The organism is Paraburkholderia fungorum, assembly GCF_046027215.1.
Classification (GTDB): domain Bacteria; phylum Pseudomonadota; class Gammaproteobacteria; order Burkholderiales; family Burkholderiaceae; genus Paraburkholderia; species Paraburkholderia fungorum_D.
Genome location: NZ_JAQQEN010000001.1, coordinates 1,420,022 through 1,443,973, shown reverse-complemented (window position 1 = coordinate 1,443,973; position 23,952 = coordinate 1,420,022). Strand labels below are relative to the sequence as shown.

At 58.4% G+C, this 23,952-nt stretch carries 18 protein-coding genes and 1 pseudogene; 10 read left to right on the top strand and 9 right to left on the bottom strand.

The genetic code is table 11. The features are described from left to right. Positions 1 to 426 carry a RidA family protein gene (locus PQR27_RS06395; protein WP_408525425.1) on the bottom strand — a complete coding sequence of 142 codons (426 nt, stop codon included), beginning with the start codon at positions 424 to 426 and terminating at the stop codon, positions 1 to 3. A gap of 444 nt (positions 427 to 870) precedes the next feature. Between PQR27_RS06395 and PQR27_RS06390 the strand changes: the two genes are divergently transcribed. The 4 genes from PQR27_RS06390 (at position 871) to PQR27_RS06375 (ending at position 6,688) form a co-directional block, all read left to right on the top strand. Further along, the gene (locus PQR27_RS06390) at positions 871 to 2,109 is read left to right on the top strand and encodes an MFS transporter (RefSeq protein WP_408522867.1); all 1,239 of its coding nucleotides are present in this window, start codon (positions 871 to 873) and stop codon (positions 2,107 to 2,109) included. 52 nt (positions 2,110 to 2,161) lie between these two features. Further along, on the top strand, positions 2,162 to 3,241 hold the full coding sequence (locus tag PQR27_RS06385) for a porin (protein WP_408522866.1): 1,080 nt from the start codon (positions 2,162 to 2,164) through the stop codon (positions 3,239 to 3,241). A gap of 191 nt (positions 3,242 to 3,432) precedes the next feature. After that, positions 3,433 to 5,163, top strand: a complete 1,731-nt coding sequence (locus PQR27_RS06380; RefSeq protein WP_408522865.1) for a GMC family oxidoreductase — start codon at positions 3,433 to 3,435, stop codon at positions 5,161 to 5,163. 49 nt (positions 5,164 to 5,212) lie between these two features. Further along, positions 5,213 to 6,688, top strand: a complete 1,476-nt coding sequence (locus PQR27_RS06375; RefSeq protein WP_408522864.1) for an aldehyde dehydrogenase family protein — start codon at positions 5,213 to 5,215, stop codon at positions 6,686 to 6,688. A gap of 516 nt (positions 6,689 to 7,204) precedes the next feature. Here PQR27_RS06375 and PQR27_RS06370 read toward each other — a convergent pair. The 3 genes from PQR27_RS06370 to PQR27_RS06360 all read right to left on the bottom strand — a co-directional run bounded on the left by PQR27_RS06370 (position 7,205) and on the right by PQR27_RS06360 (position 10,000). Beyond that, a complete protein-coding gene (locus PQR27_RS06370) occupies positions 7,205 to 7,348 on the bottom strand; it encodes an aldehyde dehydrogenase family protein (RefSeq protein WP_408525424.1) in 144 nt (47 codons plus the stop codon). Positions 7,349 to 7,401: 53 nt separating this feature from the next. Continuing rightward, positions 7,402 to 8,655, bottom strand: a complete 1,254-nt coding sequence (locus tag PQR27_RS06365) for a serine hydrolase domain-containing protein (RefSeq protein WP_408522863.1) — start codon at positions 8,653 to 8,655, stop codon at positions 7,402 to 7,404. Between the two features lie 421 nt (positions 8,656 to 9,076). Beyond that, positions 9,077 to 10,000: a LysR family transcriptional regulator gene (locus PQR27_RS06360; RefSeq protein WP_408522862.1), complete on the bottom strand. Its 924-nt coding sequence runs from the start codon at positions 9,998 to 10,000 to the stop codon at positions 9,077 to 9,079. Between the two features lie 432 nt (positions 10,001 to 10,432). On the opposite strand from PQR27_RS06360, the gene PQR27_RS06355 reads away from it, so the two are divergent. Together PQR27_RS06355 and PQR27_RS06350 are read left to right on the top strand one after the other, a co-directional pair. Beyond that, on the top strand, positions 10,433 to 11,143 hold the full coding sequence (locus PQR27_RS06355) for an SDR family NAD(P)-dependent oxidoreductase (RefSeq protein WP_408522861.1): 711 nt from the start codon (positions 10,433 to 10,435) through the stop codon (positions 11,141 to 11,143). Between the two features lie 202 nt (positions 11,144 to 11,345). Continuing rightward, positions 11,346 to 12,752: an MFS transporter gene (locus PQR27_RS06350; RefSeq protein WP_408522860.1), complete on the top strand. Its 1,407-nt coding sequence runs from the start codon at positions 11,346 to 11,348 to the stop codon at positions 12,750 to 12,752. Positions 12,753 to 13,223: 471 nt separating this feature from the next. On the opposite strand, the gene PQR27_RS06345 is transcribed toward PQR27_RS06350, so the two are convergent. Next, complete coding sequence (locus PQR27_RS06345) at positions 13,224 to 15,077, bottom strand: ABC transporter transmembrane domain-containing protein (protein WP_408522859.1); 1,854 nt, start codon at positions 15,075 to 15,077, stop codon at positions 13,224 to 13,226. A gap of 234 nt (positions 15,078 to 15,311) precedes the next feature. Here PQR27_RS06345 and PQR27_RS06340 point away from each other — a divergent pair, with 234 nt between their 5' ends. Beyond that, positions 15,312 to 15,503 carry a hypothetical protein gene (locus tag PQR27_RS06340; RefSeq protein WP_408522858.1) on the top strand — a complete coding sequence of 64 codons (192 nt, stop codon included), beginning with the start codon at positions 15,312 to 15,314 and terminating at the stop codon, positions 15,501 to 15,503. Between the two features lie 115 nt (positions 15,504 to 15,618). On the opposite strand, the gene PQR27_RS06335 is transcribed toward PQR27_RS06340, so the two are convergent. The 4 genes from PQR27_RS06335 to PQR27_RS06320 form a co-directional block, all read right to left on the bottom strand. Next, positions 15,619 to 16,434 (bottom strand): class I SAM-dependent methyltransferase, encoded by an 816-nt coding sequence (locus PQR27_RS06335; RefSeq protein WP_408522857.1) that lies wholly within the window; start codon positions 16,432 to 16,434, stop codon positions 15,619 to 15,621. A 491-nt stretch (positions 16,435 to 16,925) separates the two neighbouring features. Beyond that, positions 16,926 to 17,315, bottom strand: a complete 390-nt coding sequence (locus tag PQR27_RS06330; RefSeq protein ID WP_408522856.1) for a VOC family protein — start codon at positions 17,313 to 17,315, stop codon at positions 16,926 to 16,928. Positions 17,316 to 17,458: 143 nt separating this feature from the next. Next, positions 17,459 to 17,911, bottom strand: a complete 453-nt coding sequence (locus PQR27_RS06325) for a GNAT family N-acetyltransferase (RefSeq protein ID WP_408522855.1) — start codon at positions 17,909 to 17,911, stop codon at positions 17,459 to 17,461. Positions 17,912 to 19,227: 1,316 nt separating this feature from the next. Continuing rightward, on the bottom strand, positions 19,228 to 20,250 hold the full coding sequence (locus PQR27_RS06320; protein ID WP_408522854.1) for a LysR family transcriptional regulator: 1,023 nt from the start codon (positions 20,248 to 20,250) through the stop codon (positions 19,228 to 19,230). A 22-nt stretch (positions 20,251 to 20,272) separates the two neighbouring features. Between PQR27_RS06320 and PQR27_RS06315 the strand changes: the two are divergent. The 3 genes and pseudogenes from PQR27_RS06315 (at position 20,273) to PQR27_RS06305 (ending at position 23,843) form a co-directional block, all read left to right on the top strand. After that, positions 20,273 to 20,983 (top strand): annotated as a pseudogene (locus PQR27_RS06315) (SDR family NAD(P)-dependent oxidoreductase). Between the two features lie 159 nt (positions 20,984 to 21,142). Beyond that, positions 21,143 to 21,550: a nuclear transport factor 2 family protein gene (locus PQR27_RS06310; protein WP_408522853.1), complete on the top strand. Its 408-nt coding sequence runs from the start codon at positions 21,143 to 21,145 to the stop codon at positions 21,548 to 21,550. Positions 21,551 to 22,085: 535 nt separating this feature from the next. Then, positions 22,086 to 23,843, top strand: coding sequence for an FAD-dependent oxidoreductase (locus PQR27_RS06305; RefSeq protein WP_408522852.1), 1,758 nt, complete (start codon positions 22,086 to 22,088; stop codon positions 23,841 to 23,843). The last annotated feature ends 109 nt before the right edge of the window (positions 23,844 to 23,952 follow it).

Here is a 23,952-nt window from a genome sequence, read left to right as displayed (position 1 = left end):
TCAGGTACGCGGCAGACAGGCAATCGCCTTTATCTCGATCGTGAGCAATGGATGGGGCAACTGATGCACCGCAACCGTCGTGCGTGCGGGGCCGGTTTCGTCAAAATACTCGCCATACACTTCGTTATACCCACCGAAATCGTTCATGTTGACGAGGAATGTCGTGATTTCTACCAGATTGGAAAGATCCGCACCTTGCGACTTGAGAATGTCTCTGATGTTTTCGATAACGGCGCGGGTTTGCTCACGAATGTCGACCTTCGATGTACCCATCGCGTCCGCCGATGCCCCGACGAACGAGTTATCCGGTCGGCGGGAACTCGTCCCGGAGACAAACAGCAGATCGCCGGCACGAACCACATGAGGAAACCGCCCGCGCGGTTTCGCCTTATCAGCCACCACCTGGCCCTGAATTTCCGTACTCATCAAATATTTTCTTCCGCGTAAGTTACCCGATCCGCGCTGCAAACGCACGAATAGCCTCTCGTCAGTCTAGTAAGACGAAGCGCCCATGAACAATCAATATTCGATCCATTGATATGCGTTTCTGGAATACCGGCATTCGGCACGCAATCGAACGTGGAAAGCAGGCCTGCATTCAGGCGCTAACTTTGTTCGGCCACGCGTAATCCGGAGACGTCAAATCGGGGGGGCGCCCTGAACATGCGCGAGTATTCACGGCTGAATTGTGAAAGGCTCTCAGTGAATCGATCCGCAAGGTGTGGCTCGCCGTAACTCGATCGTTCCACCGTAGCAACACGGTTTTGCTAACTATGATTTTCTTCCCGCCGCAGTTCCACGCAATCATGGATGCCAAGCCCTGCCACACAAAGGGGTCAACGTACGCAGAGTCATAGTTTGGAGACAGGTATGCAAACAGCACTTCCCACATCCACATCGCAAGCGTCGCCTGCCTTTGCTTCGCCTTTCCGGTGGATCGTCCTGCTTTTCGCATGGGCCGCCTTGGTACTCAGCACAGTTTGCCGACTTGCGTATGGCACGTTGGCGATATCGGTCGGTCAATCGCTTGCGCTGCCGCTCGCCGCATTAGGCGTATTCGTCACCGCGTTCCATGTTGGCTATGTGCTGTCAAACGTGGTCGGAGGCGTCACCACTGACCGCATCGGGGGGCGTGCCATGCTGTCGATATCTGTGCTCAGTCTCGCGGCTGCAACCTTCTGTTTCGGCTACACGACGTCGCTCATCGTCGGTCTGATCCTCCAGGTCATCATGGGCTTGACTGCTGGAGCCGACTACGCGTCTGGTGTCAAGCTAGTAACGCAATGGTTTGACAGACGCGAACGGGGGCGTGCGATCGGACTATTGATGACGGCATCCGCAATCGCGGTCATCACTACCAACGCGCTGCTGCCCACGATCGTAGAGAAGTTCGGCTGGCGCGACACATATCACGGCCTCGGCGTTGTCGTGCTCATTTTCGCGATCATCTGCGCAATCGTGGTTCGTGAAAGTCCCAACAGCAACGATACGGTACTCCCCACGCTGCAACACACGAAACCGCGCATGTCGGCACTATTCACTCGCAATTTCGTGTTGCTCGGGCTCGCGGGTTGCGGTGCCTTTTGGGGAACGCTCGGTTTTAGCACGTGGACCATTTCCCTGATGGTCAAAGGCCATAACATTTCCGCCGTTCAGGCCGGCTTTGTTTTGTCGATTGCAGGCATTGCGGGGCTGCTCAGCAATCCCGCTGTCGGCTGGTTGTCCGACCGACTCGGCGGGCGACGCAGGGCCCTGACTATTGCATCGCTCGGCTTCTTCTGCGTGATGCTGCTAGTTTTCGGGCAGCTGTCGAATCTGACCTCCTTGTTGATCGCGGCGCCGCTGATCGGCATTGGCGCTTTCATAGCTGCCCCTCTGCTGGTCACGCAGGTAGCCGAGCAAGGCGGACCGAAGATGGCTGGATCAGCCGCGGGAATCGCCAATGCAGTCTGGCAGTCTGGCTCAGCACTGTCTCCAGTCGTAGTGGGCGCGGCATTCCAGATGAGTCACTCGTTTTCGGTGGCATTTAGCGTGCTGGCCATCGGCCCACTGTTTGGTCTGGTCTGTATGCTTTTCATCAAGGAAAAAGAAAAGCCTTCAGGCGATTGACGCAGTGCTAACTAAAACCATTAACTTTCCACAGTTCAGGAGACGAAAGCAAATGAAGGCACGCTTGTATTCCGGCATCCTGCTCCTCGCGTCAACCGCTGCGACAGTCGCCCAAGCGCAAGGCAGCGTGACACTGTACGGCATTCTCGATACTGGCGTTCTCTATTCAAGCAACCAGGGCGGCCATAGCGCCGTCTCCCAGGCGAGCAGCATCAGCAGGGGCGACCGTTGGGGTCTGGTGGGCGTCGAAGATCTAGGCGGCGGCTTCAAGAGCATCTTCAGACTTGAAAGCGGTTTCTCCGTGAGCAACGGCACACTCGGGCAAAGCAGCGCCACTGCGCAACGCATCTTCGGCCGTTATGCTTATGTGGGCTTAGCCAACAGCCAGGTTCAGGTCATCGCCGGACGACAAACCGACTTCATGCTCGACTTCCTGCAGAACACGGCAAACCTGTGGTTCGGCACCGCACTGGAATTCCATCCGGCGATCAACCCGAACTTCTTCGGCAACAACGGCAGCAATCCGTCACTCGATCGGGTTGCCGGGGCCGAGGTAGACAATTCCGTCAAATTGACGTATTCGCCGCTGCAATCCGTGCGTCTCGGCGCGATGTACGGTTTTGGCGACGCGCCCGGCTTCGGGTCGCCGGGCAGCACGCAGAGCTATGGCGGTTCGTGGTCCAACCAGATGTTTTATGCCGCCGCCGCGTACGCAGCCCGCAAGGACAATCTCACATCCGGCACGCTAAAGACACTCGGTGTCGGAGGTACCGCAAAATTGGGCGCATTTACGCTCAACACGATGTACACAAAATCGAAATGGACGCTGACGGGCGATACGGCCGACATCGTCGACGCAGGCATTAATTACGCGCTTTCGTCTGCCGCCACGATTGGCCTCGCCTACACATATCTCGGCAAAAATCACGGTCCGTCCAACGTCTTTTACGCGAGCGTGCGCAATCAGTATGGCGTCGTCGGCAACTACTATCTCTCAAAGTCAACGGGTATCTACGCGGGTTACGTACTGCAGCACGCAAGTGGCCACAAGCCCGCGCAGATCTTCGGAAATTCGCCGAGTTCTTCTTCGACACAGGGTGTAGCGACACTCGGCATCTGGCATGCTTTCTAGCACACGCGCTACGCGTTGATCCAAATCGAACTACGGCCTCTGGCGGACGTTTTTCCAGACCCGGTCGCCGTACGCACGAAGGCAGTGTTGACCGTCAGGTCGTAGTTGGTGATATCGCCTTTCCATGGAAACTCCTTATAGGAGTCAGAGTGTTGTACTTCAGAGTTGAGAACTTGGAGCGAGACGAAACGATGATTATCGAGAAAAACAATGGTTCGGAAAGCGGTGCATTGCTTGACGCGCTGGAGGCGCAGGCGATCAGCGGATCAATCGGTCACAAACAGTTCGTCGCTGCGGCGGTGGCGTCGACGTCGATCCCCGCGGCCACGGCCGACGCTATGGCCGATCAGGCAATCGCGGTGGGGCAGAATCAGCGCAGGCAACAGGAATCGTTGCGCGAAAGTTACGACTACATCGTGTGCGGCGCGGGTTCGGCCGGTTCTGTTGTCGCGCGTCGTCTGGCTGAAGACCCGGGCGTGACAGTGTTGCTTCTTGAAGCAGGCGGAAGCGACGACCTGCCCAGCATCATCTTCGCAAGTTCGTATCCCGTCGTCCGTTTCCCTGAGCTGTTCTGGCAATTCGACGCGCAGCCGGAAGCGGATCTTAATGGTCGCCGCATGACCCAGTTGATGGGTAAAGCGTTGGGCGGCGGGAGCAGCGTGAATACCATGGTCTGGGCACGCGGTCACCAGGCGGATTTCGATAGGTGGGCAGAAATATCCGGCGATTCCGCGTGGAATTACGCCAATGCGCTGAGACTCTACCGCAAGGCAGAAGACTGGCAAGGCGTGCCCGACAGCGCGCGCCGTGGCACAGGTGGTCCGGTCTGGGTCCAGACCGCGCAGAATCCGTGCGCGCTCGCTCCGGCAATGCTCGAAGCGGCGGCCGCCGCGGGTATACCGACCTTCGACGACCACAACGGGGCGATGATGGAAGCGAGCGGCGGTGCCGCGCTTGCCAACCTGATCGTGAAAGACGGAAGGCGCAGGAATATGCCGACCAGTTATCTTTATCCTGTGATGAACCAGCCTAATCTCACGGTACTCACAGCGGCTCTGGTTCATCGCGTAAAAATCGCCGGTGCAAAAGCCACCGCCGTCGAATTCTCCTGGCGCGGCAAAACGGTTTGCGTGAACGCGTCGCGCGAAATCGTGCTGTCCATGGGTGCATTTAACACGCCGCGCACATTGATGCTTTCCGGCATCGGAGATGAAGTCGAATTGAGGCGCCTCGGTATAGAGCCGAAGATGCATCTTCCAGGCGTCGGAAAGAATTTTCAGGACCATAGCCTTGTCGGCTCATGCATGTGGGAGTCTCCCACACCCGTCGTGCCGAATAACAACAAAGCGGAGGCCACCTTCTTCTGGAAGAGCGACAGCCGTGCAAGCGCGCCCGACATACAGCCATTTTTGATCGAAGTGCCTCACCTGACAGAAAAGCACGTTTCCCACGCAGTACCTAACGCGTGGTCGCTGTCGCCATCCATCGTCCGGCCGCGTAGCCGTGGCCACCTGAAATTGCGCTCTGCCGATCCGATCGATGCCATCGACCTCTTCTGGAATCCACTTGGCGATCCGGAAGAAATGCGGATCCTCAAGTTTTCGACGGAACTCTGTCGCGACATTGGAAATTCACCGGCCATGCGTGCGTTCGTGAAACGCGAGGTATTGCCGGCGTCCGTCTACCAGTCCGATTTAGAGGGCTTCATACGTAATGGCGTGACATCGTATGGCCACGCAACGTGTACTGCGAAGATGGGCCGTGACGCGATGTCCGTCGTCGACGGCGATCTGAGGGTGTATGGCATAGCGAATCTACGCATCGCCGACGGCTCGATAATGCCCGAGATCACTACAGGCAACACGATGGCGCCATGCGTGCTCATCGGGGAAGTCGCGGCCGAAAAATTGCAGTCCGCGTGACTGCTGCATTCAATCAGTAACAATATCCAGAAACACCTGAGGAAATACCATGCTTAGATTAAAGCACCAGAACTGCCTGTTCATCAACGGACAATGGCAAGCCACGCCTGACGCCGATAACGTCATTAATCCTGCAACCGAAGAAGTCATCGCCAAAGTGCCACTCGGCAGTCCGCGCGACGCGCGCGATGCAATTGCGGCAGCCCGTGACGCTTTCGACAGAGGCACATGGCCGCGCCTGACAGGACGGCAGCGACAAGCAAAACTCCAGCAGTTTCTTGACGCCATTCACCGTCGTCGAGAAGAAATTTGCAGCCTGATCATCGCGGAAGCGGGATCCACCGTATCGCTTGCCCAGACGCTGCAATTCGGTATTCCCATGAAGCACGCGCAATTCATTGTCGATCATTGCGATCGCGAAGGGGTCACTGCAGTTCCGCCCGAAATTGTCATGGCGCCAGACGGCACGAAAGTTGTCGGCACCGCAACGGTAGTGCGCGAACCGCTCGGTGTCGTAGTCGCGATTACGCCTTATAACGTTCCATTCTTTCTTAATATCGGCAAGATCATTCCGGCGATGGCGGTGGGCTGCACGGTCGTCCTGAAACCCTCGCCATACACGCCGGTCGAAGCGCTCCTGCTCGGCGAGATCGCAGAAGAAGTTGGCCTCCCGATGGGTGTGCTTAACATCATCACCGGCGGCAAGGAAGTCGGCGAAGTACTCACCACCGATGAGCGCGTCGACATGGTGAGCTTCACCGGTTCAGACATTGTTGGAGAAGCGATACAGCGGCAGACTGCCGGCACACTTAAGCGCGTAGTGCTCGAACTCGGTGGCAAATCCGCGCTGATCGTGCGGCAGGACGCCGATCTCGACGCCGCGGTACAGGCGGGCGTACGCGGTTTCACGGCGCATTGCGGGCAAGGCTGCCAGTTGCTTACCCGCCACGTCGTGCACAACTCCATTCGAAAGACGTACGTCGAAAGAGTCGCCGCGACGGTGCGCGATCTGAAGATTGGCAACCCATCCGATCCCGCCGTCCAGATGGGACCGCTGATACGGGCAGCGCAGCGCACGCGTACAGAAGAGTATGTCGCCATCGCCGTCGCAGAAGGCGCGCGGCTCGTTACTGGCGGGAAGCGCCCCAGACACCTCGACAAGGGCTTCTTCCACGAACCGACGCTTTTCGATGACGTCCGTAACGATTTCCGTATTGCCCAGGAAGAGGTATTTGGTCCCGTTGGTTCGGTCATCGGCTTCGACACCGACGAGGAGGCGATAGGCATTGCCAACGACAGCCGGTTTGGTCTTAGCGGCGGCATCTACTCGGCCGACGTTGGGCGGGCGTATGAAATGGCTCTGAAGATTCGCACTGGCGGGCTATCGATTAACAACGGCCCCGGGACCATGTTGAGCGCGCCGCCGTTCGGTGGCATCCGGCGGTCGGGATACGGCCGTGAATTCGGCGTGGAGGGAATGAACGAGTTCACCTTTACCAAGACGATTTCGTTCAGAGCTGGATGACAATCGGGGGACGGCTGTTGCGCCGCTCAACAGCCGCCTTAAACCGACGTAAAAGTGTGACCGTTTCGGTAGTAATTGTGTCACCCATTGAAAGGCCGCGATAAACTGGCAAATCGCATCTCTGACGCATTGTCTTGTGTCGTTACAAAGCTTTCGCGGCGCACACCGCGCCGCGAAACATGATGACCGCCCGTGGGCGTCAGCCACTTTTCGATCAGCGAACGTAGCGACTTCTCTCTGCTTCTTATCCAATGCTCCTAATGCTTCTCACACCTTCCCCACCTCATTCGACCGATCGTACGACATCCGCGTCCAGAGGGTGTCCACATGGTGTTTGACTAGCCAAAAAAAACGTTGGCTCGCGGGCGACACTGCTGCCGATATCCTCCAACTACCGGTCTCGCCACGAAATGACATCTCGCGAAGTGCTATCCATATAGCGTACGTGGCTGGTGCGGGATTTTCCCTAACACCGGTGGCCGCAGTTTGTGATTTCGGCGGCGCGCTCACCAATGACTACGCAAGGGGCCATCGTATTGCCCGTCGTGACGCGCGGCATAGGGCTACCATAATTGCCGGTACGTTCCACGGAATGATCTGGCCGACCACGCCGATCGGTTCACGCCTCGCTATCAGATAGCCGTTCGGAATCCCGGACATCGATTGCCCAGCAGGTGCGAGGCAATCCATTCCTACTGCCAAAGGTGCGGACCTCAGGGCCCGCACTCCGTAATCGCGCTGTAGACCAGCGTGCGCAACTGACGACGCACCGGGTGCGCGCTCGACGGCAGGAGTTGAGTGAGGAACAGCACGATCAGGTCCTCGCGCGGATCGACCCAGAAGAATGTACTGGCCGCACCGCCCCAGAAAAAGTCACCCGCGCTGCCCGGAATCAGGGTGGCCGACGGCGTAATGGTGGTGGCAAAACCAAGTCCAAAACCGACCCCTTCGTAGCTGGCCTCGCTGAACATCGAGCGCGACAGGCGAGGCAGGTCGAGACCGCCCGGCAGATGGTTGGCGGTCATCAGTGCCAGTGTCCTGGGACCCAGCAGACGCACGCCATCGAGTTCGCCGCCCTGGAGCAGCATGCGCGCAAACCGCATGTAGTCGGTCGCGGTGGATACGAGGCCTCCGCCGCCGGAAACAAAAGTGGGGGGCTTGAGATAAGCGCTGACGCGGGAATCATCCTGCAGCGTAGGCCCTTGCGCGGATGCGATCTTCGAGCCGAGCGCACCGACGGCGTAGCACGCGCAGAAACGGGACACCTTGTCTTCCGGCACGTAGAAGGCCGTGTCGACCATGCCCAATGGATCGAAGATCCGTTCTTTCAGAAAGACCTCAAACGACGTTCCGCTGACCTTGCCCACGATATAACCGAGCACGTCAGTGGAGACTGAATAGTTCCACGCTTCGCCCGGCGAAAAATCGAGCGGCAGCGTGGCCAGCTTCTCGATCATCTCCTCCAGCGTGCCCTCGGTTGCAAGGTCGCCGATTCCCAGCTTGCGGTATGCTGCGTCGACGTTGGTGTTCTGTTGAAAGCCGTAGGTCAAGCCGGAGGTATGGCGCAACAGGTCGACCACGAGCATCGGGCGGCCGGGCGGACGCGTCTGGAAGCTTTCCATGAAGCCCCCCGCATGAACACCGAGCTTTTCCCACGCCGGGATGTACTTGCTGACGGGGTCGTCCAGAGCGATCTTGCACTCCTCGACCAACATCATGACCGCCACAGAGGTGATGGGCTTGGTCATCGAGTAGATACGGAAGATCGAATCCTCGGCTAGCGGCACCTGCCGCTCCCGGTCGGCGAGACCGAGTACCGAGTTCAACGCAAGTCCGCCACACCGCCATACCTGGATAAGGGCACCTGCCAGCTTGCCGGTGGCAACATAGTTGTCGTCGACGAAACGCTCGATCCGTTCCAGCCGTTCACACGACATCCCCTGCATTTCCTTGCCTCCCACACCCATGGCATCTCCTTCGTTGAAGGTGTATTCCCTATCCTCGCCCGACAAATGGCATGTTACTCGCGATGAGCGTCATAAACTGAATGTTCGCATCGAGCTACCTCAATTTGGTCAGGCCGGCACTTCAATGACCGGCCCAGTTCGACCCTGAGGAAACGGTGAACGTGCCGGGACATCAATGGCTGTTGCCGAAGTGCAATGGCCATTCCCTGATGAAGACACGCAGGCAGGTCGTCACGTGTGTTGAGGCCACAAATAATTTATCAAGTGGATATTTATCGCCTGCTTATGGATTTTCATGCGGGGTCAGCTTGCGATTAGCGCGCGAAAACTTGAATTCAACATACCAAAGACAAAGTTGTCACCCGCCCTATCCCCTTTCTACGGAGGTCAAGGATATGACCACGAGCACCGAAGTCGAAAGCTACACATTGTCCCAGTAAGGGGGCGATCCGATCGCATCGACAAGGAAAGCAGACACCTCGCGCACTTTTCGTGACCGCAATCTGTTCTCAGCCGAGAGAATCTGGATGTATAGCTCTTCAACGGACACGGAGATATCCCAGTCTGTCAGCAAGCTCACAAGCTTCCGATCTTTAAAGCTTGCCGGAGCGAACACCCAGCTTGGGAAGAGCACGATTCCGCGTCCTGCCAAAGCAGCAGCCACCAATACCTCGGCATTGTTGCTTCGCAATGGACCGCTTACGTCCTGCGGCTTAAAGGTCTCCTTGGACGAGCGCCTGAAATACCACTTCTGCGGTGCTTGCGGACCCTTGAACAAGAGGCAACTGTGCTGTAACAGATTATCCGGGGTTTGCGGGGTGCCGTGCAAAGCCAGGTATTCAGGACTCGCAGCAAGCAAGTATCGATGAGCACCCACAACCTTGCCTATTAGCCCCGAATCTATTAGTCGCCCTACACGTATCGTGATATCCACACCTTCCTGCACCGGATCAATGACACTATCCGTGAGAGTGAGTTCTACCGACAGGTCGGGATATCTGGCTTGCAACTCATTGACCAGATGGGCGATATGGAGCCTGCCAAGCCCCTCTGGCGCATTGATCTTTACTAGTCCCCGGATACCGGCGTCTCTGTGGGCGAGCTGATCGGCAGCGTTATCCAGCAGTTCCACAGCCTCACGTACTTGCGAATAGTAGCGCTGCCCCTGCTCGGTGAGCGTGACGGCACGCGTGCTCCTGTAAAAGAGTTGCTGTCCCAGTTCCCTTTCCAGAGACGCAATGAATCGTGACACCGACGAAGCGGGGACCTCGAAGTGTCGGGCTGTGGCCAGAAAACTCCCAGTCGTCGAGAGCATCAAAAAGTAACGTAAAGCCTGGACGTTCATGGCTGACTCATAGCGAAGAGGCGCCCCGTACCTCGGAGACGCCTAACAGGCGTAACGGCACCAGCGGGTCAGCCTGCCCGAGGGTCCGATCACTGGACTACTCCCGAACGCATTGCAGGCGGACCGCACGGCAAACCTGACCAAAAATGCTGTTTCGACAAAGATGATTTGCCGTAATGGCCAATTGTTGCAGATATCGCATCCGGCTACCATCGGTTCCACTGAGAGCCTATTCATCCGATACCGCGTTTGCGACGAGTGGAGCAAAAAAATCATGAATGTCGAGGGCGCGCCCTCTGATGAATTGACTCGTCATTCTGGCTCAGGAGCTTGCCTGCGCACGAGGCTTCTCGTTGCCACGTTCAATGGATGCCACGGAGCCATCGGTCCGATTGGCGTCAAAGCCAAACAACTATTTCTTTGGAGTAAAGCATGAGCACGTCACAAAAGGTTGTCGTCGTTACCGGCGCATCGCAAGGCATTGGTGCCGACATCGTCAAGGCATTTCGCAAGCTGGACTACCGCATTGTTGCGACCTCGCGTTCGATCGAACCCTCGGAAGATCCGAACATCCTGACGGTTGCCGGCGATATTGGCGATCCGCTGACCGCGCAAGGTGTCATTTCCGAAGGCGTCGCGAAGTTCGGCCGGATCGACACGCTGGTGAACAACGCCGGCATTTACATCGGCAAGCCTTTTACCGAAAACACCGCAGAAGACTACGCCGCGGTGATGAATGTGAATATGGCGGGCTTCTTTTACATCACGCAACTCGCCATCGCCGAAATGGAAAAGCATTCAAGCGGCCACGTGGTGAGCGTGACGGCCAGCATCGGTGACAATGCGATCAGCGGCATCTATTCGGTCCTGGCAGCCTTGACGAAGGGTGGTGTGAACGCCGCCACGAAGTCGCTGGCGATTGAGTACGCCAAGAAAGGGATTCGCGTGAATGCCGTCGCGCCAGGCGTTATCAAGACGCCGATGCACGCGCCGGAGACCCACGAAGCGCTGGGTGGCTTCCATCCGCTCGGCCGCATCGGCGAGATGAGCGATATCTCCAATGCTGTCCTGTATCTTGATTCGGCATCGTTCGTCACCGGAGAAATCCTGCACATCGACGGCGGCCAGAGCGCTGGTCGCTAAGCACCAGGTCTTTCCGGGCGCCGCTAGTCGGCGCCCTTTTCGGCCATCGCGAAGGGCGCCGCGCTCGCGGGTCCGAATGGCTGGTGATATGGCGGCTGGACGCCACCGGCGCTAGTGTCCCATCAGGTCGTTCCACTGCGGCAGCAGGACGATGCTCGTGGGATTCAGGCCGGACTTCTTCTGCGTCCCCATAGGAAACAATATGCGCACAACATCGAACCCGGCGTCGCACCAGCCGTCACTGGCGGTGCTGCTGGCAAGCAGCTTCGCCTTCATCATCGTCCAGTTGGACGTAACCATCGTCAACGTGGCGCTGCCCAAGATGGGCATGGAGCTGGGCGCCGGGGTCAGCACCCTGCAGTGGGTGGTCGACGCCTACACGCTGGGCTTCGCCGCCTTCCTGCTGTCAGCCGGCGTGATGGGCGAAAAATTCGGCTCCAAGCGTGCGTTCCTGACCGGCTTCGGCCTGTTCACGCTGGCGTCCATCGCCTGCGCCATGGCGCCGTCGGCCCTTGCACTGAACATGGCCCGCGCAGCGCAGGGCGTGGGCGCGGCGCTGCTCCTGCCCAGTTCGCTGGCCATCCTCAATTTCACCTATGCCCACGATAAGAAAATGCTGGCCAAGGCCATCGGCTGGTGGACGGCGGCCGGCGGTGTGTCGATCGCGGCCGGTCCCGTGATCGGCGGCCTGCTGTTATCGACGGCGGGCTGGCGCAGCATCTTCTGGGTCAACGTGCCGATCTGTGTGGCCGGCTTCGCGCTGACGTATTACGTCGTGCCACCTATGGTGAGGAAGGCACCATCGCGCCACTTCGACCTGCCGGGCCAGCTGCTGTCGGTGCTCGCGCTGATAGGCTTCATTGGCGCGGTAATCGAGGTGCAGGCACGGGGCCTTTCCAGCCTGGTGGTGCAAGGGGGCTTCGTGCTGGCCTTCGTCGCCGGCGCCGCCTTCCTCATTGTCGAGAGCCGCGTGCGCGCGCCGATGCTGCCGCTGACACTGTTCCATAGCACGCGTTTTTCGGGCGCCGTGGTGTTTGGCGTGCTGGGTAACTTCTGCTACTACGGCGTGATCTTCGTGCTCAGCTTCTACCTGCAAAAAGGGCGCGGCTATTCCGTGTTCGCGACAGGCCTGACCTTTTTGCCGCTGACAGGGACCGCGATCATTTCCAACATCGCCAGTGGGCGCCTGTCGGCGCGTACCGGACTGCGCGTGCCCATGGTGGTGGGCAGCCTGATCGCTTGCACCGGCTACGCGCTGCTTGGCACGCTCGGCATCTCGGACCACGCAACCTTCCTCGATATGCTGCCCGGCCTCGCGCTGATCCCCATCGGCATGGGACTGGCGGTGCCGGCGATGACGACGTCCATCCTATCGGGCGTGGAACGCCACCAGGCGGGGACCGCGTCGGCCGTGCTGAACACGGCGCGCCAGGTGGGCGGCGCGACCGGCGTCGCCATTTTCGGCGCCATTGTTGCCAGCAGCACCGGCGTAGACATCATGGGTGGTGTGCGCAGCACGATGGCGATCTCTGCCGTGCTCTTGCTGGCGTCTTCCGCTATCGCGTTCTGGAGCCGGGCCGGTTTGGCGCCGGCGGTACAGGCGAGCTGAACCGACATTGCCGCCACTGGCCAGCCTGGGCCTTATTCGCCCAAGGCCAGCGAGTTCCACCACGCATCTTGCCATTCCAACAACGCCGGCCAGCGTAGACCGGCGCATTAGTGTCGCGTGGAAGTTGCGCTATTCAGCATGAACGCGCGATACAGGACTAGAGCGAGAGATTGCGCGCTCCATCGTCACTACGGAAAGACATCAGTATTGCCGCGCTAGTGTCCGTTACCAGCCACTGGACAGACGCTCGAATGGCCGAGCGCGAGTGCATGCGAGTGTCCCTAGATGGCGGTACGCGTCCGTCGTCAACGACCAGTCTCGTCAATCAACGCCGCAGCGCACGATCCGCAGCGACACCCGCTCCGTCTCAAGACCTCGCATCAGTCGTAGTTGAAGAACGAATATCGCGAGTCCCCCGGGTTATTCAGTTCTTTTCGCGGTGATCGCACCCAACTTCGTATTGTCGTTAATTCACGCCAGCCCAACATGACCGTTCACAGCGCCTTGCTGCACCGTCTGCCCCAACTGCTCGCCGAACTGCAACGCAGCAAGCTGGGCATAGAGCGGCGAGTTCAAAAGGAGCTCGACGTGACGACCCTGCGCGACGATACGCCCCTGCTCCAGCACGACAATCCGATCGGCCTGCTGGACAGTCGCGAGGCGGTGTGCAATGACTAGTGTGGTGCGGTTCTGCGCGGCATTGTCCAGCGCCTTTTGCACCAGCCGTTCGCTGGCGGCATCGAGCGCACTGGTGGCTTCGTCCAGCAGCAGGATCGGTGGATTCTTCAGGATCGCGCGAGCGATCGCAATGCGCTGACGCTGTCCGCCAGACAGTCGCACGCCGCGCTCGCCAAGAAAGGTGTCGTAGCCTTGCGGCAGTTCTTCGATAAAGCCGGCCGCAGCGGCCATGTCGGCAGCCTGCTGCACTTGCGCAAGTGTGGCGTCGGGGGCGCCATAGCGGATGTTGTCGAGCACGCTCCCAGAAAAGATCACCGATTCCTGTAGCACCACGCCGATTTCCTTGCGCAACTCGATCAGCGGCACATCACGCGTTGGGACGCCGTTGATCAGAATGCGACCGGATTGCGGATCGTAAAAGCGCAGCAACAGTTGGAATAGCGTGGTCTTGCCCGCGCCGGACGGGCCGACCAACGCGACATGTTCGCCCGGACGGACATCGAGCGAGAGTGCTGAGAGCGCAGCAATGCCTGGGCGCGATGGATACGAGAAGTTGATGTTCTCGAAGCGGATGCCCTCGCCTCGCACAGGCAGCGTGACCGTGGTCTCGGCCTCCACCACCGGCGAGCGCGCCGCGAGTAATTGCAGCAGACGTTCGGTGGCGCCGGCAGCGCGCTGCAGATCGCCCCACACCTCGGCGACCGCTCCCACGGCGCCGGCCGTGAACACTGCGTAGAGGATGAACTGGGACAATTGGCCCGCCGTCATCCGTCCGGCCAGCACCGCCTGCGCCCCGAGCCACAGCACGAATACGATTGCGGTGAACACCAGCACGATCACCACGGCGGTCAGCCAGGCGCGCGCGCGGATGCGCGTGAGCGCGGTCTCAAAGGCTCCCTCCACCGCGCCGGCATACCGATGCGCCTCGAAGGGCTCCTGCGTATACGACTGTACGGTCGGCATGGCATTGAGCACCTCGCCCGCCAGCGCGCTCGTGTTCGCGATCTTGTCCTGGCTTGCGCGCGAGAGCCGCCGCACGCGCCGGCCGAAGATCACGATAGGCGCAACCACGATGACCAGCGTCGCGATGATGTAGCCGGACAGCACCGGGCTTGTCACCGCCAGCATTGCCACGCCACCCGTCAACAGGAAGAAGTTGCGCAATCCCAGCGACAGGCTGGTGCCCACCACCGTCTGGATCAACGTGGTGTCGGCGGTGAGCCGTGACAGCACCTCGCCGGTCTGCGTGGTCTCGAAGAACTGCGGGCTCATCCCCAGCACGTGACCGTAGACCGCACGTCGCAAGTCGGCCGTGACCCGCTCGCCCAGCCACGACACGAGGTAAAAGCGCAACGCCGTGGCGGCGGCCAGTACCAGCGAAACGACGAATAGCGCGAGGAAATAACGATCGATGTGCGCCCGGTCGCCCCCGGCAAAGCCACGATCGATCAGGTATTTGAACGCCACCGGCAACACCAGTGTGGCGCCCGCCGACGTCACCAGCGCAAGGAAGGCGAGCGCCCAGCGGCCGGCATAGGGACGCAGGAAGGGATACAACGCAAACAGAGGGCCTATTCGAGAAGGAGGTGAAGGTGGTGAAGCACGCGAAGACGGCGATAGCGGCGATGACGTAACAGCGTCTGGCATAGGGATTCCCAAGCGAATCGAATATTCTCCCGATTGTGCCAGTCCTGCGAATTCGAAGACGGTTCACGTCAAAGCCCGGCGCAGATCCATAAGTGCTTCTGTGTCCGCACTTATTGTTGTGAGGACTTCCACCCTATGCAGCTCCACGCCGCTCGACAGAGCGCTTCCACGCGCTTGCCGCGACAGTCCATCTGGATCAAGATCGAGTCCACTCATCCCCACCAGGCCATTCCCATGACAAACGACTCCGATCCAGACAAACTGAAAGGTCCAGGCGGGCTGACGTTGCGTCAGATCCACGAACAGGTGCAGAAGAGCGTCGAGCGCGACCGCGAAGAGCAGGCATCGCGCAACGCGATAGCTCCGCAGCGCAGCAGGTGGCAACGTTGGGTGCGTTACGTGTGGGGTCGCAGCGGGCGTCGCTAGGCGGCGAGCTTACCCCTGACTCTGCGGTGTAGGCGCTTCATTCGAGTTTTCGAGTGCAAGCTGACTCTTGATCTGTCACGACCCGCATTACCGTGACCGCGCTGGGCAGCATAGACTATCGACCCAGGAACCTTTTTGCCGAAAAAACCAGATCAGGGTGATAGGTTTTCATATAGTGCATAACCCTCGCCCTCAGCCCCCATTCTGGAACCGCATAGATCTGGTAGACCAGAATCGCCTCATTTGATATCTCGTATTTTTTCGAGAAATACAGCTGCAAAAAGGTGCTACCGGTCAAAATACCGCGGTACAGCTCTGCGAAGGGACGCTGGCATAAATAAGTCTTGTTATATCCTATGGCGAAGGGCACGAAATCTTTGGTTTTGCTGGCGAGATATGAGAACAAGGCCATGCTCACTTCTGGCCACTCGGGCCTGAATACGTCGTCGATCGCGATAACACCGTCATTGCTAACTACTGCTTCGGCAAGATTTAGATCGTTGAGGGCGACCTCGTGATGATGGCCCCCGTCAATATGAAAAAAACGAACCTTTCCGACCTTTCCTTCGATATCGTCGGGCGTCACGGCTGTAGAAGGCCGTTCGTCGATAAAAACGTCTTTCGCGTCCACACCAAACTTCGTTAAGTTTTGGGTGAAGACGTCCATATCGCCGCAACCCGAGATGTCAATATTGAACTCCTGGCTCCCGAAGATATCAATTGCGTAGCAGAGGCGCCCGTTGTTGCTGATCGCCATTGGGATGAATGACTTTCCGTGATGAACGCCAATTTCGGCCACGGCGCCAGTAATGCCATTGTCGAGTTGCGATTCGAGTAGTCTCGCGAATATCTCACCGTCACATCTTGCTAGCCACCCATCAACCTCTCTCCTTCGGACTCTGATGTATTCGTCGAGTATTTTACTGGTCATAATCGCCCCATTCCTTTCTAGTCGGTAATGTGCCGGGTGGGAATTCTCAATGGTTTGCCCTGCGCAATGAATTACAGCAACTGAATGCGGGAAAGTGGATGGCAATTATGGTGAATGGTAGTGCCTCGTCAGACGCCGTTTAACGTTTTGGCCGACCTCGTGGAGGTGTTGGCCGATTGTGTTGAATATTCGCTGAAATCTAATCTTCATCGTCCGGTTCAGCGGAAGCCGAGGGGCCACCGGAGGCCACACTCCATCGACATTTTCAAAGACAGACGAATGATGGCTGCACGCAGATCACGAAGAAGGGTCTCGACCGACTATGCGACTGACATGGTCCGCGCACGAAAGTCCGTTACTTGGGCAGGCGAGAGGTACGAATGTCCGTCCGACAGGATGGCGGAATGTCCATAGTTGGCCGCTTTTTGCCTCTACCCGGCCACGCGACTTCGAGAGGAACGATAAGCGAGATCCGCTTGCAGTACCGTGCATTACGAGGACCACGACGCGTTTTGCATAACCACCCGATACCCATCGGGGTCCGCGAACGTTCGGCCCAACACGTCCCAATACGGGTTATACGACATGACGCGAACGAATCCGTTGCTGACAAGCCGCTCACTCGCCGACTCCCACTCTTTACGGTCCGGAATATAAAACACCAACAAATCCTCATGGGTTGGAGAGGCCGCTACAGGGTGTTCGCGGCATTGAGTGAACTCGAAGTGATAGTCCATCCCGTGACGTCCGAGCATCACTCCGTCGAACCCCTGGTGATCCTGGAATCGCGCCAACACGTCCAGCTTGAGCCCTGCGCAATACATGTTTTCTGACCGGGAAATATCGCTCACCGGTCTGGCAATTCTGAGCTTTGCTTGCATCGAATGGTTATGTCGGGCGAGGGTTTAAGGTTTTCGAACACCTGATTCGCGAGGATACGTCGAACGAAAATCGTCGGCAATTTCCGCCGCCCTGTCGAACGACCGTTTGAGGCGAACCCGGTCCGATGGTAAACGGGCAATGATCAGACCAAGTGCTTAGCCATGAATACCCGCTTTAGGCCTTCCTCCTCGGCCCGGTGCGTCTCGGCATAACCGATGCGAGAGTAAAGCGCAATATTTTCCGTCATGGTCTCGTGAGTGTAGAGCCTGATGACGCGGTAGCCTGCCGCTCTGGCTGAGTGCTCAGCGTATTCCAGCAGGCTGCGGCCTATTCCTGTTCCCTTGGCGAAAGGTGCTACGGCTACGTTGTCCAGTAGCATCGCATCCTGCTCGGGGACGAGCACAAGAATGCCTTGTATGGTGCCGTCCAACTCGACAACATAGACGCTGCCCTTGCTGATCAAGACTTCATAGTCATCCGACATCGGTCCCGGCTGCCGGCCGATACGACAGATATAAGGCGAGTAGGCGTGTCGAACGATTTCCTCGATAGCTTGACGGTCGGCAAGAATGGCGGGACGGGGATCAGGATGCATTGTAGTGTTTCGCAAGTATTCGACTGAAGACGCAGTCGTGAAAATAGTAGCTCTTTCATGAGGCAAAGCACCGAATATGACCGTGGTACGCGCCCGCCACCACGTTACAACTGATGCCGGACTGGCTTGGTGCCTTGGCGAATGTTGCGGTCAACCCCACCGCATCCAGGGCTGAATTCACGGTCAACGTAATCCAGGCACATTTGAACAACACATTCAAACCGGCGATCTCCGCGTCCGCCTCGCTCGCAATGACCGACAAGCCCTCCGGCTCTCGGATTGACGCAACGATGATCGCTGGGTCAATGACACGACCGTCCTGAACCGACGGAGGAACTACCGCCGTCAACCAACGGTCTGCGCGCCGAGACTACTGCCGAATAAAGGCTGGCCCATCGTTCCAGATGGGCCATTTTTATGCGACCGCGATGTCGCCAAATTCGCAACAGGCCGGGCAGCACCTGACACCGTTAGCCCCGCTAACACACGGGTCTCGGCGTGGCATGCCAATTCCCAGATGAATACCCGATTGAAGGACTGCGAAGGCTATGTACGATCAAGATACGTGCGCGCATCCTTGCGCCGCGTGCGTGTTCCAGCCGTAGCATTGCCTGCGGCTTTTTTAGCTGTCGATTGCGTATAGGCTTGGCATGATGGTTGCGCCGTTCAACCTTACCTTTGCTTGCATCTCGAACGGGAGGAGCCATGTCTTACGAATCGTGTGCGCCGTATCGCGAATACGGCGTCGAGGTCTGCGTCACTACGTGCAAGAGCCTGTCGTTTCACGGCATGGGGCGCCGATATCGGGTTTCCTGGTCCATTTTTCCGCCCGACAATTTATCTCCGGCGATTGCAAGTTTTCCAGAGAGCGCTGAATTTTTGCATGGAGACGAGGCGTTCCGGTACGGCGAAAATCGAGCGCACACCTTTATCGATTGCGCGATATATCACCGTTCGAAGGATAGCTCTCCCGCCTGACGGCCGGGTCATCTTTCCCCTCCGCAACGCCGATAGGCTGTTAGCCTGCTATTCGGCAGCATCTCCGCTGCGTCCGCCAAAGTCGCAGCTTCAATTATTGCAAAGCCGGCTACACGCAACATTCCTCAAGTAATTTTCGCCACCTATTTCGCATGGATTGTCGACGATCCAGGCAGGGGGGCGAACGGATGTTCCTGGCCGAATTGCGCCCGACGGCAGAGGGCTCAGGACGACCCGTTGCTGACGGTCGCCCTTTGAGGCGCTCCAGGGCAGGTAACCGAGCGGACCGGACATTCATGCCGGCTTCCCGGCAACAGCAATTCGACCATTGCGAACCACTAGACCGAGATCGCTTTCAGTTCATCGGCAAGATAGGCAACAAGCGCGCGGGCGGCCGGCCTGGCGGCCCGCGCAGCTGGATAAACAGCGTTGACTTCAATTGGCTCGACCGCCCAGTCCGGCAACAGGGGGATGAGCCGACCATCGGACAGCTCGGCGCGGCACGCCCAGAACCCTGTTGCCAGAATCCCCAGGCCGGCAACGGCCGCAGCTGTGGTCCCTTCGTTCAGGGAGATTGTAAGACGTCCCTCTCCACGGCCCTTGATCCGACGTCCACCCTTCTCAAAGTGCCATCCTCGCACGTCGGCACCCGACGGCCCCATGATGAACGGATGGTCGGCCAGATCACCCGGCTCGACCGGTGTTCCCATCGTGGCCAGATAATCAGGGGAGGCGACTAGCATCTGGGGGCAACGCCCGAGCATCGTTGAGGTGGCATTCGAGTCCTTCAACTGTCCAAAGCGGAACGCCACATCCACGCCTTCAGCGATCAGATCCTGCCGGTCGTCGGCCATTCGCAGGTCAACGTGCAAAGCCGGATGCGCGCTCATAAACGGTCCTATCCGCGGGATAACCTCGCGGACCCCGAAACTGGTCGACAGGGCAACACGCAGGTGGCCCCGTAGCTCCGCCGTTCCTCGCGCAGCGTGATCTGCTTCATCAACTGCGGAGAGAATCGCTTCAACGCGGGTGAGGTAATCGGTTCCCGCTTCCGTTAACGTGACGGCCCGCGTGCTTCTCACGAATAGCGCAGCGCCGACTTCCTCCTCAAGTTCCGAAATGCGCCGCGATGCCGACGGTTGGCTTAAGCCCAATTCCCGGCCGGCTTTGGTGAAACTCGATGTGTGGGCAACCCGTACGAACAACTGGAGGGACGATAGTTTGTCATTCATTCGCATAGAGAATAACTGAAAGTCATCCAGCCATTCTACCGCTCTCGACGCAAATGAATCACTATTCGATTCAGGCAAGGATGAGGCGACAAACAGAGCCATCGGCTCAATCGGCATCAAGCCAGACATCTACGTTTTTCTGGAGTAAAGCATGAGCACGTCACAAAAGGTTGTCGTCGTTACCGGCGCATCGCAAGGCATTGGTGCCGACGTCGTCAAGGCGTTTCGCAAACTCGACTACCGCATTGTCGCAACCTCACGTTCGATCAAGCCATCGGAAGATCCGAACATCCTGACGATTGCCGGCGATATCGGCGATCCCGCAACCGCTCAACGTGTCATTTCCGAGGGTGTCGCAAAGTTCGGCCGGATCGACACGCTGGTGAATAACGCCGGCATTTACATTGGCAAACCTTTCACGGAAAACACCAGGGAAGACTACGCCGCTGTGGTGAATGTGAATATGTCGGGGTTCTACTACATCACGCAACTCGCCATCGCTGAAATGGAAAAGCATTCGAGCGGCCACGTGGTTAGTGTGACCGCGAGCGTCGTGGACTAGGCGATCAGCGGTGTGTATTCGGTACTGGCTGCGCTGACGAAGGGAGGTCTGAACGCCGCCACGAAGTCACTGGCGATTGAGTACGCCCAAAAAGGTATTCGCGTGAATGCCGTAGCACCGGGAGTCATCAAGACTCCAATGCACCCGTCGGAATATCACGACATGCTCGATGCCCTCCATCCGCTCGGCCGCATGGGCGAGACGAGCGATATCACCAACGCGGTCCTGTACCTTGATTCTGCACTGTTTGTGACGGGAGAAATCCTGCACGTCGACGGCGGCCAGAGTGCCGGCCGTTAGCCGAAGCATTATCAAGTGGATCGAAGGACCAGCGCACCTGTGCGTGTTAAAGCGCGCTCTGCGCGCAGACTCAGCTCGTCGGCCTCGGCGATCGCGAGACTGATGTATATGAGCTGTTTGCCGCAAGGGAATTCAATAACCTTTATAGAGGTGACTAAAATGGCATCTAGTGACATTCAGGAAATCAAGGCATTAAACGCAAAATACAACTTCTCGCTCGACGAGGGCAACGCTGATGCATGGGCAAGTTGCTTTACAGCCGACGGAGCCTTCAATGCTGCGATCGACGGAGCAAAGCCAAAAGGCACCGAGCAACTGGAGGCTTTCGTTCCTACGTGCATCGCAACGTTCGGGACTATGTATCACCTCACAACCAACGAAATTATTTCGGTCGACGGCGAAAATGCTCGTCAAAAATGCTATCTGCAATTCTTCACGAAAAAGGACGGTATTCTTGACGGCTACATTTGCGCCTATGACGATTGGCTCAAGCGCGAGAATGGCGATTGGAAGTACAGCCGTCGAGACGTGGCAACAAAAGACAAATTTACTCATCTGAAAGTTTGATGCAACACTCAACAAGCCAGGCGATTATCCACCAACGTGTCGCTCCGGATTCTTGGCGTGTTGTCGATTCACGGAATCCGACCGGCCGCTTCCCGGTGGCAAGCAGTCGCTCCACCGTCCGATAGCCGAGCGCAGCGAACGACGCTTGTTGGCCGACCTCTGCCTGACGCGGTTGGCTCGACCCTCTTCGGTCGTTAGCATCCTTGAGATATGAACGACGGCTCCCGGGGTACACCGACCGTCGAGTCGACGCTAATCGACGACATATGGGCTTCCAAAAAGCACCAGCAGCGAACGACGATAACCGACATCTCCGACCGTCCCGTTAATTAGCTGATTAACGGATTTTCCAATGAAAGTGCAACCGGGCGCGCCAGAAAGTCCACTTGTGCCGGTCGCTAGTGTCGCAAGGGCTCGGACATGAGCAAGAACAGGTTAGCTATTTGCGACACGTTGAGGGCTAACCTATCTTGTATTACTGGATGGCATTGACTACGTGGGTTATCCAGAAGATCGCATTGCTGAGAGGTTCGCGATGAACAGCGACGCAGGTTCGCCACCGGGCGGGCAGGAGAACCAGGCAGAAACCGATACTCATGGCGCCGACCGTTCTGCCTCGGCAGATGCGCAGACTCCATATAGCACCCCACGCTGGCATCAGATATTTCCGGTACTGACGGACCCAGAGATCGATCGGATAAAGCGATTTGGTGCGATGTGCAGCTACGCCGTCGGCGAATTTCTCTATCGCGTGGGTGGCATGAGTCCGGGCATGTTCGTCCTGTTGTCGGGCACGATTCGATACACCGCACGCGACGGACTCGGCCATCAACGTTTGCTGCGCTCTCAGGCGAAACGGGGTGAATTCACGTCCGACGTTGGCATGCTTTCAGGCAAGCCCGGGCTCGTCGATGCTGAGGTTATTGAAGACGTCAATGCGCTCGTCATTTCGCCGGATAAGCTGCGTGCGCTGATGATTGGCGAGGCAGAGCTCGGCGAAAGGATCATGCGCGCGCTGATTCTGAGGCGCGTCGCCGCAATCGAGCGTGGCCAGGGGGCGGTGCTCGTTGGCCCGCCCGACAACGAACGGCTCCTCGCGCTGCAACATTTCCTGCAACGCAATGCTTTCCCGCATATGACGCTTGACGAAGGCGGTGCCGATGCCATCGCATTGCTCGAGCGCATGACTCCCGGGCGCGATGACATGCCGCTCGTCGTCTGCCCGGATGGCGCCGTCCTGCGCAATCCGGACGAGGGCCAGCTCGCCTCGTGTCTGGGACTCGTGCCGGAATTCGATCCCGGGCATCTCTACGACGTCGCGATCGTCGGCGCCGGACCTGCCGGCCTGGCGGCAGCCGTCTATGCGGCATCCGAGGGCTTGTCGGTGGCCGTCTTCGATTGCCGCGCGCCGGGCGGCCAGGCCGGCACGAGCGCGCGGATCGAAAACTATCTGGGCTTTCCGACCGGTATATCGGGGCAAGCGCTAGCCGGCAGGGCATTTAACCAGGCGCAGAAATTCGGTGCGCACATCGCGATTCCGGTCGAAGTGAAGGCCTTGCATTGCAGCGCATACCCGCTCGAGGTCGAGCTTGCCAGTTCGCGGCGCATTGCGGCACGAACGGTGGTCATCGCGAGCGGCGCGGAGTATCGGCGTCCGGCAGTGAGCGGACTTGCGGGCTTCGAAGGTCGCGGTGTCTACTACTGGGCGACGTCGATCGAGGCCCGACTTTGCCGCGGCGAACCGGTGCTGCTGATCGGCGGTGGAAATTCAGCTGGGCAGGCCGTTGTGTTTCTCGCTTCGCATGCTGCCCACGTTCATGTCCTCGTCAGGGGCCAGGACGTCGAGCACAGCATGTCGCATTACCTGATCGAGCGTATTGCCTCGTTGCCGAACGTGACGATCCATACTGGCGCTGAGATCACAGCCTTCGAAGGCGATGAACGACTGGATTCTGTCTACTACCGGCGACGCGACGGTGGTCTCGAACGCTTGACGACGCATCACGTGTTCCTTTTTATCGGTGCCGACCCCAACACAAACTGGTTGCGCACGTGCAGTGTGTCGTTGGATCAGAAAGGATTTGTGTTGACGGGTACGGACCTCGAAACGGGAGTCACCAGGTCCATGCTCCCATTGCATACCAGTGCCGACGGTGTGTTTGCAATTGGCGATGTTCGATCGGGTTCGACCAAGCGCGTTGCAGGGGCCGTGGGGGAAGGGGCCGCCGTGGTCGCGGAGATTCACCGCTTTCTTGCCAGCCATAAGCCGTCTGCGATGGATTGCAAGGTTTGACCGCGTCCGATGTGACTACCATCCAGATTTAAGTTCGATGCCGACATAGTCCGCGTTTCTGCGCCTGCTACGCGAGAGCGCCGTATCCACGTAGCCCGCAATGGCGGCG